General features: G+C 40.3%; 7 protein-coding genes. 4 read left to right on the top strand and 3 right to left on the bottom strand.

The annotated features are described in order from the left end of the window. The first annotated feature begins 281 nt into the window (after nucleotides 1–281). The 4 genes from acs to PVV70_RS04760 all read left to right on the top strand — a co-directional run bounded on the left by acs (nucleotide 282) and on the right by PVV70_RS04760 (nucleotide 4,967). Nucleotides 282–2,225, top strand: a complete 1,944-nt coding sequence (gene acs, locus PVV70_RS04775; protein ID WP_273758156.1) for an acetate--CoA ligase — start codon at nucleotides 282–284, stop codon at nucleotides 2,223–2,225. A gap of 472 nt (nucleotides 2,226–2,697) precedes the next feature. Further along, nucleotides 2,698–3,357: a cell division ATP-binding protein FtsE gene (ftsE, locus tag PVV70_RS04770; protein WP_139412492.1), complete on the top strand. Its 660-nt coding sequence runs from the start codon at nucleotides 2,698–2,700 to the stop codon at nucleotides 3,355–3,357. Then, nucleotides 3,350–4,303: an ABC transporter permease gene (locus tag PVV70_RS04765; protein WP_273758155.1), complete on the top strand. Its 954-nt coding sequence runs from the start codon at nucleotides 3,350–3,352 to the stop codon at nucleotides 4,301–4,303. The genes ftsE and PVV70_RS04765 overlap by 8 nt, the downstream gene beginning before the upstream one ends. Beyond that, on the top strand, nucleotides 4,290–4,967 hold the full coding sequence (locus PVV70_RS04760; protein ID WP_273758154.1) for a YdcF family protein: 678 nt from the start codon (nucleotides 4,290–4,292) through the stop codon (nucleotides 4,965–4,967). The genes PVV70_RS04765 and PVV70_RS04760 overlap by 14 nt, the downstream gene beginning before the upstream one ends. A 464-nt stretch (nucleotides 4,968–5,431) precedes the next feature. Here PVV70_RS04760 and PVV70_RS04755 read toward each other — a convergent pair whose 3' ends face one another. From PVV70_RS04755 to PVV70_RS04745, 3 genes are all read right to left on the bottom strand, one after another. Next, complete coding sequence (locus tag PVV70_RS04755) at nucleotides 5,432–10,390, bottom strand: type ISP restriction/modification enzyme (protein ID WP_273758153.1); 4,959 nt, start codon at nucleotides 10,388–10,390, stop codon at nucleotides 5,432–5,434. Nucleotides 10,391–11,591: 1,201 nt separating this feature from the next. Then, nucleotides 11,592–11,822 (bottom strand): hypothetical protein, encoded by a 231-nt coding sequence (locus tag PVV70_RS04750; protein WP_273758152.1) that lies wholly within the window; start codon nucleotides 11,820–11,822, stop codon nucleotides 11,592–11,594. Between the two features lie 556 nt (nucleotides 11,823–12,378). Next, nucleotides 12,379–14,364, bottom strand: a complete 1,986-nt coding sequence (locus PVV70_RS04745) for a MacB family efflux pump subunit (RefSeq protein ID WP_273758151.1) — start codon at nucleotides 14,362–14,364, stop codon at nucleotides 12,379–12,381. Between the last annotated feature and the right edge of the window lie 2 nt (nucleotides 14,365–14,366).

The following is a 14,366-nucleotide window of genomic DNA, read 5'->3' as shown; positions in this document are numbered from 1 at the left end:
GATATTGGTTTATATCAACTTGTAAGAAATATTTTATAATAGACATTTTTAAATGTCTTTATGCCTTTATAAAAGGCGCTATACCGCAATAGGTTTTACCACATTTGAGTATCCTAAAAGCATAGAATACCCTCTTTAATATCATCACATCAGATTTAAAAATTGACTATTCTAATCTTTGTCATTTAGTCTAACCTCACAATGAAAAGCTTTTGGGAAAACTCTGCCACAAATATAAAAATACAATGGCTGATTTTTCTAAAAAATAAAAAGAGGGAAACATGACTGAAAAAATCTATCCAGTATCAGAAGAGATCAAAAAAAATACTTTACTCGATGAGGAGACTTATCAACAGTGGTATCGAGAAAGCATCGATGACCCAGAAAGCTTCTGGGCCAAACATGGTCAACGCATTGAATGGTTTAAACCTTTTACAAAAGTAAAAAACACTTCTTTTAATGATGATGTATCAATTCAATGGTACGAAGATGGGATAACAAATGTTGCCTATAATTGCATTGATCGCTACCTGAAAACCCATGGAGACAAAATCGCGCTCATTTGGGAGGGGGATAACCCCTATCATGATAAAAAAATAACCTATAATGAGCTTTATGAACATGTTTGTCGTTTTGCTAATCTTTTGAAAAGTCGTGGAATTAAGAAAGGCGATAAAGTAACCATTTATCTTCCTATGATTCCCGAAGCAGCCTATGCTATGCTCGCTTGTGCCCGCATTGGTGCTGTTCATTCGGTTATTTTTGCAGGCTTTTCTGCTGAAGCAATAGCAGGACGCATTGTTGACTGTGAATCGACCTTCATCATTACTGCTGATCACGGCTTGCGGGGTGGCAAACGAATTAACTTAAAAGACAATGTTGACCATGCTATTGAAATAGCCGCCCGCCAAAATGTGCGTGTCGATCAAGTTATGGTTATACGGCGGACTTGCGGACCAATTGATTGGATAGAGGGGCGTGATTTTTGGTACCACGAAGAAATCACTCATGCAAAAACAGACTGTCCAGCAGAACCCATGAATGCTGAAGATCCACTTTTTATTCTTTATACTTCCGGCTCCACCGGCACACCCAAAGGTGTTTTGCATACCACAGGGGGCTATCTTGTTTATGCCGCGATGACACATCAATACGTTTTTGATTATAACCCCGATGAAATTTACTGGTGTACAGCTGATATTGGTTGGATTACCGGTCATTCTTACTTAGTTTATGGACCTCTATGCAATGGTGCGACTACTTTAATGTTTGAAGGCACCCCAACCTTTCCTGATAAGGGAAGATTTTGGGAAATTGTTGACAAACACCAAGTTAATATATTCTACACCGCACCAACCGCTATCCGCGCCTTAATGGGAGCGGGAAATTCGTTTGTTGAACACTCAAAAAGGACATCATTGCGTCTTTTAGGAACAGTAGGAGAACCTATTAACCCAGAAGCATGGGAATGGTTTTATCATACAATTGGAAATGACCGTTGTCCGATTCTCGATACATGGTGGCAAACGGAAACAGGAGGACATATGATCACCCCCCTCCCCGGTGCAACACCCCTCAAAGCAGGATCAGCCACACGTCCTTTCTTTGGTATTCAACCCCAAATTGTTGATGCCCAAGGCAATATATTAGAAGGTGAAGCAGAAGGCAATCTTTGTATCGGTGATTCATGGCCAGGACAAATGCGCACGCTCTATAAGGATCACGAGCGCTTTATTCAAACGTATTTTTCCACCTATAAAGGAAAATATTTTACAGGCGATGGCTGTAGACGCGATAGCGATGGCTATTATTGGATTACAGGACGGGTTGATGACATTCTCAATGTCTCAGGGCACAGATTAGGAACCGCTGAAATTGAATCAGCCCTTGTTTTGCATCCCGCTGTATCAGAAGCCGCTATTGTTGGTTACCCGCATCCCATTAAAGGACAGGGAATCTACAGTTTTGTTACGTTAATGGAAGGGACAGCACCAAGTGAAGAGTTACAAAAAGAGCTTATTCAACATGTCAGAAAGGAAATAGGCTCCATTGCCATCTTAGATAAAGTTCAGTTTGCTCCGCAACTTCCCAAAACACGATCAGGAAAAATTATGAGACGTATTTTACGCAAAATTGCTGAAAATAATTTCGATAATTTAGGAGATATTTCAACCCTTGCCGAACCACAAGTTGTTGAAGATTTGATTGCCAACCGACAAGATTAAGGCAAGACGACAAAATACAACATACGGTGGTTTTTATTCTTTGCTCAAATATCTCGGCATTGTTATGAAAACCACCGATAAGAAGAAAAACTTCCCAATTGGAATATACTCTTAATGGGAATATGCATGTAAATAAGAAAATAAGATAAAAAGAGTAACTGAGCTTTTTTAATGGCTTCATGCCCCCTCAATGCAAAAAAGTCTCTGGGGAAGAAGGAAAGATAATTCTGATGTTTATGCTAGAATCACTTTGAAATTCCTGCTAAAATCATAAATAAAGAGAGCAAGAGCAAGTATAAATAATAATATTTTTGAGCAAGAATATTTATTGATAACAAAAGCGCAGAAAAAAACCATGAAATCTAAAATGAACAAGCTTACAACAAAAGCCTAACGCAATGAAAAGGCAAAATTTTTTTTAAATAAATTTAGAATAAATGCTACAAGATAAAATCAGGAGTAAGAACAAAAAGTGATTCATTTTGAAAATGTCGGTCTGCGCTATGGAATGGGCCCAGAGGTCCTTCGCGATATTAGCTTTCATATTCCTGCTGGATCATTTCAATTTCTCACGGGAGCCTCTGGGGCGGGTAAGACATCATTGATGCGTCTGATGTTTTTGGCACTCAAACCAACGCGTGGTCATATTGATTTATTTGGAACAGACACAGCTTTACTCAGACGACAAGAGCTCCCTGCGCTACGACAACGTATTGGTGTGGTTTTTCAAGATTTTCGTCTCCTTGACCACATGACCACTTATGAAAATGTCTCTTTGCCCTTACGCATTAAAGGGCAAGAAGAAGCAACCTATCGCAGTGAAGTAGAAGATCTTCTCTGTTGGGTAGGTCTTGGCGATCATATTCATGTTTTACCACCGGTTCTTTCTGGTGGGGAAAAACAAAGGGTAGCCATTGCGCGCGCGCTTATTGATCAGCCTGAAATTCTTCTTGCCGATGAACCAACGGGAAATGTCGATCCGCCCTTGGCAAAACGTCTGCTGCGTTTGTTTATTGAATTAAACCGTTTTGGAACGGCTGTAATCATTGCCACTCATGATATTGCTTTAATGGAACAAGTTGCAGCACGACGTATGCTTCTCCATAACGGACGGATGACGATTCATGAATAAATTGTTTCCTATTTTTAACAGCAATAAGAAAAATACAACGGCGATTATTCCCAGTAGCAACATTTCTGGGCAAGCGCTAGTTGCCGTGATTGCTATTATGACATTTCTCTCAAGCCTCACCTTAATTGGTGTTGATTTAGTCCAGCGTTCTGCCAAAAATTGGAGCAATCAGATTAGCTATGAAGCCACAATACAAATACGCCCCGTTGACGATGTTGATATCAACAAAGCACTTCATGATGCAGTAACATTGGTTAAAACCTTTTCTGGTGTACAAGATGCAAAAATTATTGACCAAAACGCCACCGAAAAGTTACTCGAACCATGGCTTGGAACAGGTTTTAATTTGAACGAATTGCCCCTTCCCCGCCTTATCATTGTCACCTTAAAAGAGAATGAAAAAATCAATTTTGCCGCCATCAATCATGCCATTAAAACTCAAATCCCAGGTGGTCAATTTGATGATCACCGTGTTTGGGTCCACCGTTTTGCAACCATGGCATACACTTCTGTTTTCATTGGTTTTTCAATTTTAGCATTGGTTCTAGGTTCTCTAATCCTCACCATCATTTTTGCCACCCGTAATGCATTGGCAGAAAATGCCCATATTATTAATGTGTTATATTTTCTTGGCACTGAAACCCTTTTCATTGCGCGTCAATTTGATTGGCATTTTTTTAAAACTGCGCTGCGCGGTGCTTTATATGGTGGTCTCACCAGCATATTTCTATTTTCAGCTTTTTGTTTCTGGACAAATTATAACTTAGGAAAAGCAGAAGCCAGCCAAGTAACCGCTTTATTTGGATATATTTCCATAAATTCTATTCCTTATGGAAAAATCACTCTCCTGATTCTTTTTGTTTCTTTTCTCACCACCCTTACAAACCGCATGACTATTTTAGCGCAACTGAAAAAAATCGATCAATGTGAAAATGGTTTATTTTAATTTTATGACTCACCACTCCAACTCATTGACTCAAAACAATTTAGACCGCTCTGTTTCAAAACGGCCCCACCATAGCTGGTCTCCACGCTCCTTATTTCGCTATTTTCCACCCACAACACTGACTCTTGCCGTCATTGTTTTCATTTTTTGGGGTGGTTTTATTATTTTTTTTGAAAAAACCGAACAGCTTTCTCCCCCAACGCCTCTCCCCAAAGCCGATGCCATTATCGTGCTTACAGGCGGAGAACACCGAATAGAGACAGGACTTCATCTCTTACAAAAAGGGCTTGGTTCACGACTCCTCATCAGTGGTGTAAACACCTCAACCAATCTAAAGGGTTTTATGCATAATATGCATATTAGCCCACAGCTTATCTCCTGTTGTATTGACATTGGGCATCAAGCAATTAACACCAGAGGGAACGCCGAAGAAAGCGCCGCTTGGATTAACAAGCACCACTATAAAACCCTTTATATCGTCACTCATGATTACCATATATGGCGCTCAATGCGTGAACTTAAATATCTCATGCCGGATATCCATTTCATTGCTTATCCTGTAAAGAGCAATGCTGAAAGTACAATACAACAGATCAAGCAAGCCCGCATTCTTATAGTCCAATATATTAAAACGCTCCAAGTCTATATCAGAACCGCCTTCTGATTTTCCCGCCTTGATCTTTACCCTTCTTGACTTTAAACTTTGCCACCTTCTGCCCACTTCCTAACGTTTTCTCCATACCCTTTCACACGGGATTTCTCCATAAAGGTTAGACGAACAAATCCTCGTGCCAAGCAAACGCCCCAATACACTTATGCATTCATTACAAGACATTGATTTATAATGATCATCTACCATTAATTTATATTAAATGAGAATCTCAAATACCGTAAGATTCCCTCTTTTCAAATCTATTCTCTGTTGAATCAATCAAAACCATTTGCTTACACATCACAAGAAAAGAGAACCTGCGTGGCATAAAACTGTCCCAAAACAGCGTGCCTCTTATGAAAAGTCTCAAGTGCCAAGAACTTATCGCAAAATTGGGAACAGTGGATAATGGTGCCGGCTTGGATCACGCTCCCTTAAAGAAGAGTGTTTTATCACCGCCCCTAAAGACTCTCATTTTACCGTACAATGGACAACTGAACCTTTTCAGTTTCTCGCACTTCCAATTTTGGAAGATTACGCACAATTTTCATAGTTTCTAAACTGACAGTAATAACCCGTTGAAACAATTCCAAAGGATAAGCTGGATTACCCACCGTCTCAACAGCATAGCTATTAGCATCATTCACAATCCCACTCGCTTTATCGGTTTTGACAATCTGCCGCTCCATCACCCATTCAAGAGCAGGCTTGCCACTCACCACATATTCATACGCTTCAAGAGGAATATTCTGCATCGTAATATTGCTATTATAAACCACAGTGCTTTTATCAATAGCCCCACGCTTACCCGCAAATTTCATCGCTTGAACACGATAGAAACTCTCCGCATCAGAAATCACCCAAGTTTTCGGATCCCCCTGCTTATAGCTAACCGGATAGGGCTCAACCTCTTCATAATTCATGTGCAAATCACCAAGCTTTCGCCCCGCTGTTACAAAAGCCCAAAAGTCTTCTACTTTTTTGACCGTTGGAATCCGTGGCAATTGTTTAGACAGATTATGGACATACCGTGCACGATAATCCTCAGAATGCAAAATCCCATAAACATAATAAAACAAATCATCCTTTGTTATCATTTCACCAGGATATGCTGCCTTAAAATAGGCCAACCCTTCATCCGTGAGTGCATCACGCCGCTGCAAACCAGTTTCTTTGCTTTCCCCTGCAAAATTTGCAAATAAATGAACCTGATCTTCCTCTTTACCTCCTAAGGATGATGCATCCTCATAAACATATCGTGGAAAAAATTGCCCATTATCTATTGTACAGTAATCTGGTAGACTTTTAGTCATCAAAACAGAAAAACCACTTCTTGCTCCAGTTCCTGTAACTTGTATCACTTTATTTTCAACCGCTTTCCCCATCGGAAAGATACGCGGCATTTGGTAAACGCTATCATTAAGAGCTCGATTATAATAGAGCCATTGTCGTGTAAAAGGGCGATAAAGACTTTGCGTAAGGCAATCTCCCTTAAAGTTAAAAGACCTTCCTCTTAGGAAATCTTGTTTGAGAGAATAATTCCAACTGATCTTTTTAGAATCTGCATTAATAAAATCGTTCACAGCATTTGCACGCACCTTGCGGTCAGAATGCGCATAAGCATTATTAAAGCGTTCTACTTCACCGTTATAAAAAGCAATCATCTTGCTCATATTTTTTGCTAAAGCTTCACGGCTTGAATTATATGCCCAAGCGTCACGACTAGTTTTTACACCACAAGAAAAGTTTTTAAAGAGCTTTTTATCACAGCTCTTCTTGTCTCCTAAGGCTAGAAACTTTTCAAAATCACTGTTGCGCTGATCCAGCCAATCGCCATGCTCATCTGGTGTAATCATCTGCCAGCCATGTTCACGCTTGATACCACCAACACTACCTAACCGCTGAAGTTTAGATAATTTCTCTTTTGTCGTGAGATTATCACCAATATCGTAATAGTGAATTTTGCAATGCTCCGTAACATTGGGATTTTTAACAAACAATGTCACAGCAATTCCCGTCATGCTTCCACTGCCGAAAACATTTTGCCCTTCTTGAGCACGCCCTTTGCTCAACATATTTTTGCGAATATCACCCCGCAAATTGAGAACATAAATGCTCGAGAATTCTTCATTCAATTTTTTTCTGAGTCCATCCATTGCTAATTTTTCAACATAACCAGAACCAGAAACAAAACCAATAACACCACAATCTTTTATGCGATCACTTGCCCAGCGAATAGCACGAATATAACTGTCATAAAGTCTATTAAAATTGCTCGCATTAGATTGAGAAGCATAAGTTTCACGAATGCGAACGTCCAATTTAGGATAACCAATATTCTTCGCATTATCGTTTTCACTTTTTTGCCCAAAAGAATAAGGAGGGTTGCCCACAATAACACGAATATCCAGTTCCTTCTGGCGCGACCTGCGGGTGCTATTATCCACCAGCAAATCACTTATCAAATCTTTTTCCTGCTCATAAAGCTGAAAGGTATCGGTGAGACAAATTCCTTCAAAGGGAACATAATCACCCCCCATCAGCCCATGATAAGTCGTCTCAATATTAATAGCTGCGATATAATAGGCTAAAAGCACAATTTCATTGGCATGAATTTCATGACAAAATTTATGCTTCATTTCTTCTGGTTTGATCAAACCCGATTGCAAAAGCCGTGTGATAAAGGTGCCCGTTCCGCTAAAGGGATCCATAATGTGCACCCCAGATGAGCCAAGTGTTTGGCCAAATTCTTGTTTTAACACATCATTGACAGAATGAATGATAAAATCCACCACCTCCACGGGGGTATAAACAATGCCGAGTTTTTCGACCGTACGTGGAAAAGCATAACGAAAAAATTTATCGTAAAGCTCTACAATTAACCTTTGCTTTGCTTGTGGATCGGTAATGCCACTGGCGCGTAATTTTACACTTGCGTAAAATTTTTCAAGATCTTTGGATTCCTTATCAAGATTGACCTCATCAAGCACATCAAGCATCTGTTGCATAGCACGCGAAACAGGGTTCTCACGCGTAAACTGATAGCCTTCAAACAACACCTGAAAAACAGGACGCGTGATAATATGTTGTGCCAACATCTCAATCGCATCAGCTTCTGTCACCGCATTATTTAAATCATCACGCAGTTCTGCTAAAAACTGGTCAAAGGCTTGACGAGACCTCGTGTCTGGCTCTGCTAGAATAGCTGTTAATCGCGTGATATGATTTTTAGCAATCTCCGCAATATTGCTTGCCCAATCTTCCCAATAATCACGCGTCCCACATTTTTTAACAATCTTTGCCATGATCGCACGCGAAAGCTCATCCACAGAGAAAGAAAGTTCCCCTTGACCATCTATAAAAAGGAAATCACGCTCAGAACTTCCAATGTTCGAATGTGCCGGTCGTGAGCGAACCGGAAGATTCTCGACAACAGCCGTCACAGCCTGTAACTCCGTACTTTTCGTCACCCCAATAATCTCAATCACATTGCTGATATCTTGCCCCAACGATGCCTTATTAATCGTCGCATCAAAACGATCATCATGTGCGCGCAAAGCATTTAAAATTTGCCAAACAACCCGATATTTATCATTGTTGTTCAAAGCCTGTTCCGCTGGCGTATCAAAAGGAACACCAATTGGCAAAATGACATACCCCATCTTTTTGCCCTCACTGCGACGCATCACCCGCCCAACCGCTTGCACAACATCAATCTGACTCTTACGTGGATTTAAAAACATAATGGCATCAAGAGCCGGAACATCCACCCCCTCCGATAAACAACGAGCATTGGTCAAAACACGACAAACATCATCATCGCACTCCGCTTTCAACCAATCAAGCAGTGCAGCACGGTCCTTCGCATTAAATTTGCCATCAACATGTTCAACTTCACATTTCAAAAATGGTGCATTTTCCGCATTCTCTTGCGTATACTCAAGATATTCTCCCACAACCGCAGAAAATTCATCACGAACCAGTTTAGAACTGCGAATATCTTTACAAAAAGCCAAAGCACGCTGCATGGGATACAGATCAGCCCCAACATCAGCCTTCATATTTTGTTTTGTGAGCGCCTTATAACAGCCGATAATCTTCGTGGCATCATCAAGAATAAGCCCAGACTCACTATCACTCAGGCGCTTTTGAACAGCGGAACTCACGAGTTTTTCATCCATGGCTAAGACAATAACCTTATAGTCTGTTAAAAGGTCATGCTGTACAGCCCAAGAAAAGCCCCGATAAAAAAGTGTTTTGCCAAAAAGTTTTTCATCATCCATTGAAGCAAGAACGGCATTGGCTTCATGTGCGCGACTTTTTGCGTTATCCCCAAAAATGCGGGGCGTTGCTGTCATATAAAGGCGCTTCTTGGCACGAATAACATCATTGGAATGCACCTTTACAAAATTAGATTCATCCTCTCCCTCCAGCGTTGCCCCTGTTGTACGATGCGCTTCATCACAAATGATCAGATCAAAGGTTGGAAAACCATAGTTTTTTTGAGCATCCGCAATCACCTGAATGGATTGATAGGTTGCAAACACCACGCTCATCTCATCTGCAACACTCTTACCCGCCTGTTCTGCCAGTTTTGCTGCATCGGTTGTCGCTGGAAAAGCAAGATCACACACATCAATTTCTGCAACATCATCACTATTTTTACGACGCTTTCCTACTTGTGTATCAGAACAGACCGCAAAGGAACGCAACCCGATTTCTGCATCCGTTGTCCATTCACGCACCGTCTGTGACATCAATGCCAAAGAGGGTACAAGAAACAAAACAAACTTACCTTGACCGGCTAAATCTTCAGCAATTTTAAGACTGGTAAATGTCTTACCGGTTCCACAAGCCATAATGAGCTTACCCCGATCAGCCTCAGCCAATCCCGCACGCACAAAACGCAATGCCTCCCCCTGATGGGGACGAATTTTCTTTTTACCCTCCAGCACAATTGTGCCTTTGGCTGCAAAAGTCTCCCAACGGATTGGGCTTTTTTGCAAATCAGAAAGACTAATCCGGTTAACAGGAATATCCTGTCCCCGTATCATTGTTTCAGCGTTATCACTCCAAGCATTAATGGTACTGTCTATTACAACACGACGCTTGAATGGCGCCTTACCTGATGCTGAAATAAAACTATCAATATCTGCTTTTTTGATCCGATAGGATTCATCATAAAATTTACATTGGATTGCCGCAAAACCATCTTCATGACGAAGCTTTGCCACCAGATCAATACCGGTATCACGACCATCATGGCCATTTTCATGTGCCCAATCTTTAAAAGTCTGAACCTTTTCATAACACTGAGACTGGAGAGGGTCATGGGTCAGATAAGCAAGAGCAAAACGCTCAAAATACGTGCCCTTATCCCGTTCGGTACGCGCTTCCTCACGATATATCTGTAAAAGCGATTGTAGCGTCGTCATGCTTCCCCCCAATGAAAAATACCTTTCAATTATCGAATCTAGACCAATTCGTCAATGCCTCTTGTGTCACCCCCAAAAGGTTTAAAATATCTTAATTTTAAGATGTTCTTTTTATCCTTGACGACATATATAAGAAAATCTCTTTGCTGCCCGCAAACTATATAATGCATTGACTGATGTCTCTTCCCTTATGGAAATAAAAGGAAAGTGTGATGATTTTGAAAATATTTTATTGTCTTTTGTAAAAAGACACAATAAAGTGCGCAATAATTTTAGGATTGAGCTAAAAAAAATGAGAGGGGGGAAATGGACACGACATCTGTAAACACACAAGACACTAGGAAAGAAACGCCCCACACAAAACAACACATTCTAAGAACGATAACGCGTACAATATTCAACATATTAATTTTTTTCATCTTTCTTTTTCTTTTGTTCTTTCGTGGTCCGATTCTTGCTGTATTAAACTTTCTAGCGTTCGGATCAGCTTTCTTTTTACTTTTTTTTATTGTGGGGAGTATACTAGGAGGGCTAGGAGAAACAACATCAGAAAACACAATAATAGTCATTGTTGCGATTGTCTTTTTTTTTCGGCAGCTTATCTGCAGCTTGGTTTTACGATACTCTCTTATTCCGTCTCGCTCCTGCTAATTATGAGATTATGCTTTTTCAATAAATGAGAGTCTATCCACCTCTTCAATTTTCCAGAGTATTCATCAAAATCATAATTCGTTTACATAAACCCAAACACCTGCAATTCACACCAACCCTTGCAAAACAACCTGTAAACTCCAGAGTAAAAATCCTCATAACGCCTTTTTTCAAAGCCCCAGAAAAATCTTAAGTTTACAATTTTCTGATACCAAAAACTGCAATATGAGAGACAATGTACGATGATACCGATTTGCTCATGATTAAGTGTAAAGAGGATGATGCTCTATCAGTTTTATACAATTCACTGGAGCTTTACCCTTAACACCTTTCACATACCACTATTGAAAATGAACCGGAATACAAAGAGATATTGCTTTAAAACAAGCGCATCAATGTGCAATATTTAAGTGTACTCTATTTGCAGCATTCTGTTTTACATAAGGCACGTTCCTCTTTAAAGAAGGTGCATAATAAAAATGTGAGGCAATGCATATCATTCACGAAAGATTTGTTTAATTATTTTGCTGAGCTTCTTTTTAATGTTCATCTATTTAAAGAGTTTAAGCTCATACTCAGGGGGGGCTAAACGCAATAAAAGTATATCATAAAACCAATTACCAGCTATACCGATACACATAATAATAAATGCAGTTATCAATATTCCAAGCATCATAAACCAATAGGTGTGTTCATCTAGTTCTCCATAGGAAACTGGAGTATCATAGGAGACCGTGTCTTCGTCACGCAAACGAAGACAAAATCCAAGACCAACGGTCATGAAGACCGCTGCCCCTCCTTTTGCCATCCAACTTGTAAAAAAAAGAACGGGACGACGAATGAATAAAAGGAAAAGAAAAAGGATGTAGATTAATACGCCTCGTATACCAGTGTGTTTTTTGGGAAGCAATACAAGTTGTTGCTCGTTTAAACTGGCTTCTTTGTTGTCTTGTTTATTATTAGATATCTTATCTATTTCTCCCTCCTCTTAGATTCAATCTTTAAAAATTGTCGTACAGTGTACTGCACTTGGTCTCCTCTCTATATCCTAAAAGACGAAGATTCTTAACCACATCCAGTTTGTAAAAAAATCTCAATTTGAGTAAATTCCACCTAGCTTTCCCTTTAATGTAATCGGCTTTTATAAAGCCTAACAAGCAAAACTTAAATTCACCACGCATTCTCAAAACACCTCATGCCCCGAAGAGATCTACCTATATACCACCATGGCTCACATAGTGTGTTGTACTAAACGTTTTTCCTTCTCCATATTTTGCTTCAAAAACGCTGATATCCAAGCAGATAGAACAATAGACATGCCTTAGGATAATGAGCACTTAATCACGCGAGAGTGCAACAACAGGATCAAGCCGTGAAGCTTGTCGCGCTGGCGAAAAGCCAAAACATATCCCGATGAGGGTGGAAAAAGTAAGAGATATAATGATCGAATCCATCGTATAGACGAGGTGAATAGGCGCCTTAAACAGCAAAAACAAACCACCGATAGAAAGCCCAAAGAGAACGCCCAATCCACCACCAATGACACAAACCAAAATTGCTTCAATAAGAAATTGCTGAAGAATATCACTTTGGCGTGCCCCAACAGCCATACGCACCCCAATTTCATTGATCCGCTCAGAAACCGTAACCAACATGATATTCATCACCCCAATCCCACCCACAATCAGTGAAATAGCAGCAATAGAAGACACCAAAAGCGTTAAAATATGTGTGCTTTCCGTGATGCGATCACGAAAGAACTGAGAATTTCTAATGAAAAAATCCTCTCCGCCGTGGCGCATAATAAGGAAACGCTTCACCATCTTCTCCGCTAAATTTGAATCAATATGATCAGCAATCTTCACGGTAATAGCGCGAACTTGTGTTGTGCCAAGAAAACGTGTTTGTAAGGTTGTATAAGGCAAATAAATCTGCAATGTATTTGAGGCCCCTCCTCCCATATGTTGTGGATCTACCACACCAATGATGCGCGCAGGAACATTACCCAAATGAATAATTTTCCCTATGGGACTCCCATGACTATGAGGGAACAGCACCGAAAGTGCTTCCTTTTCGATAACGAGATCAACCGCCCGCTCATGCACACTTTTTTGATCAAACAGCTGCCCTTGAACAGCTTTAAGTCCCTGTGTTTGAAAATATTGTTCTCCTACCCCAGAAATGATAGCATTGACTTCAACCGCACCAAAACGAACCATAGAACTTGCTGAAATCTGAGGTGTTACACCAGAAATATAGGGTAATTTAGAAAGGGCTTCTGCATCCGCTTCCACCAAACTGGTTATTTTCTCTGCTTGTGGATCAGAGAGGCTTTTTCCAGGCAAAATGGTTAATGTATTGGATCCCAAACTCTTAAAATTTTCCATAATTTTTTCCCGCGTACCATTTCCCAAAGCAACCATGGCAATAATCGCCCCAATACCGATAATCACCCCAAGCATTGTTAAAAAAGTCCGCATACGGTGTGCATTCATAGCCAGCAATGCCATGACAAATGCTTCACGAAAACGTTCAACAAAAGAACGAAAAAAACCCAATGTTTTTGGATCTTTCATATTTTCTTGTTCCTGAAGAGGTTGAACACTCGTTTTTGTTTTTGCACTTTTTGAGAGCTTATCAGCAATAATTTCCCCATCACTGATTTCAATAATACGATCTGCTCTTTTAGCCACCTGCATATCATGCGTTACAATAATAATGGTGCGCCCTTCTTGATGAAGCTCATCCAAAATACGCAACACTTCCTGCCCACTCTGTTTATCGAGTGCACCGGTTGGCTCATCAGCAAGAATAACCTCCGCATTATTCATCAATGCGCGCGCAATAGATACCCGTTGTTGCTGCCCCCCTGAAAGTTGATTAGGGCGATGATTGATTCTCTCTCCCATACCTAAGCGTGTTAAAAGTGCTTCTGCACGCTTTTTTCTCATATCTGGTGCACAACCTGCATAAATTGCTGGAATTTCAACATTGCCAAGGGCGGTTAATTCATTCAACAAGTGATAGCGCTGAAAAATAAATCCAAAATGATTGCGCCGTAAGGCTGATAATTCATCAGCAGAAAGAGAAGCTGTTTCTTTTCCTGAAATCCAATAACGACCAGAACTTGGCCGATCAAGACACCCTAAAATATTCATCAGTGTGGACTTTCCAGAGCCAGAAGCCCCCACAATTGCTACCATTTCCCCACGCTTAATGGTCAAATTGATATCCCTTAAGACAGTAACAAATGTTTCACCTGCAGGAAACGTGCGCACAATATTTTCTAAAACAAAAACAGCATCTGCTTTTTCTGCTTTCATGA

This window comes from Bartonella sp. AU55XJBT (assembly GCF_028618525.1).
The sequence above is the reverse complement of the archived record's forward strand: the minus strand, read 5'-3'. Positions and strand labels throughout refer to the sequence as shown.

Bases quoted from the DNA above. Each gene is read 5' to 3' on its own strand.
- acs (WP_273758156.1), top strand. From the start codon at position 282: ATGACTGAAAAAATCTATCCAGTATCAGAAGAGATCAAAAAAAATACT.
- PVV70_RS04765 (WP_273758155.1), top strand. From the start codon at position 3,350: ATGAATAAATTGTTTCCTATTTTTAACAGCAATAAGAAAAATACAACG.
- PVV70_RS04760 (WP_273758154.1), top strand. From the start codon at position 4,290: ATGGTTTATTTTAATTTTATGACTCACCACTCCAACTCATTGACTCAA.
- PVV70_RS04755 (WP_273758153.1), bottom strand. From the start codon at position 10,390: ATGACGACGCTACAATCGCTTTTACAGATATATCGTGAGGAAGCGCGT.
- PVV70_RS04750 (WP_273758152.1), bottom strand. From the start codon at position 11,822: ATGACCGTTGGTCTTGGATTTTGTCTTCGTTTGCGTGACGAAGACACG.
- PVV70_RS04745 (WP_273758151.1), bottom strand. From the start codon at position 14,364: ATGAAAGCAGAAAAAGCAGATGCTGTTTTTGTTTTAGAAAATATTGTG.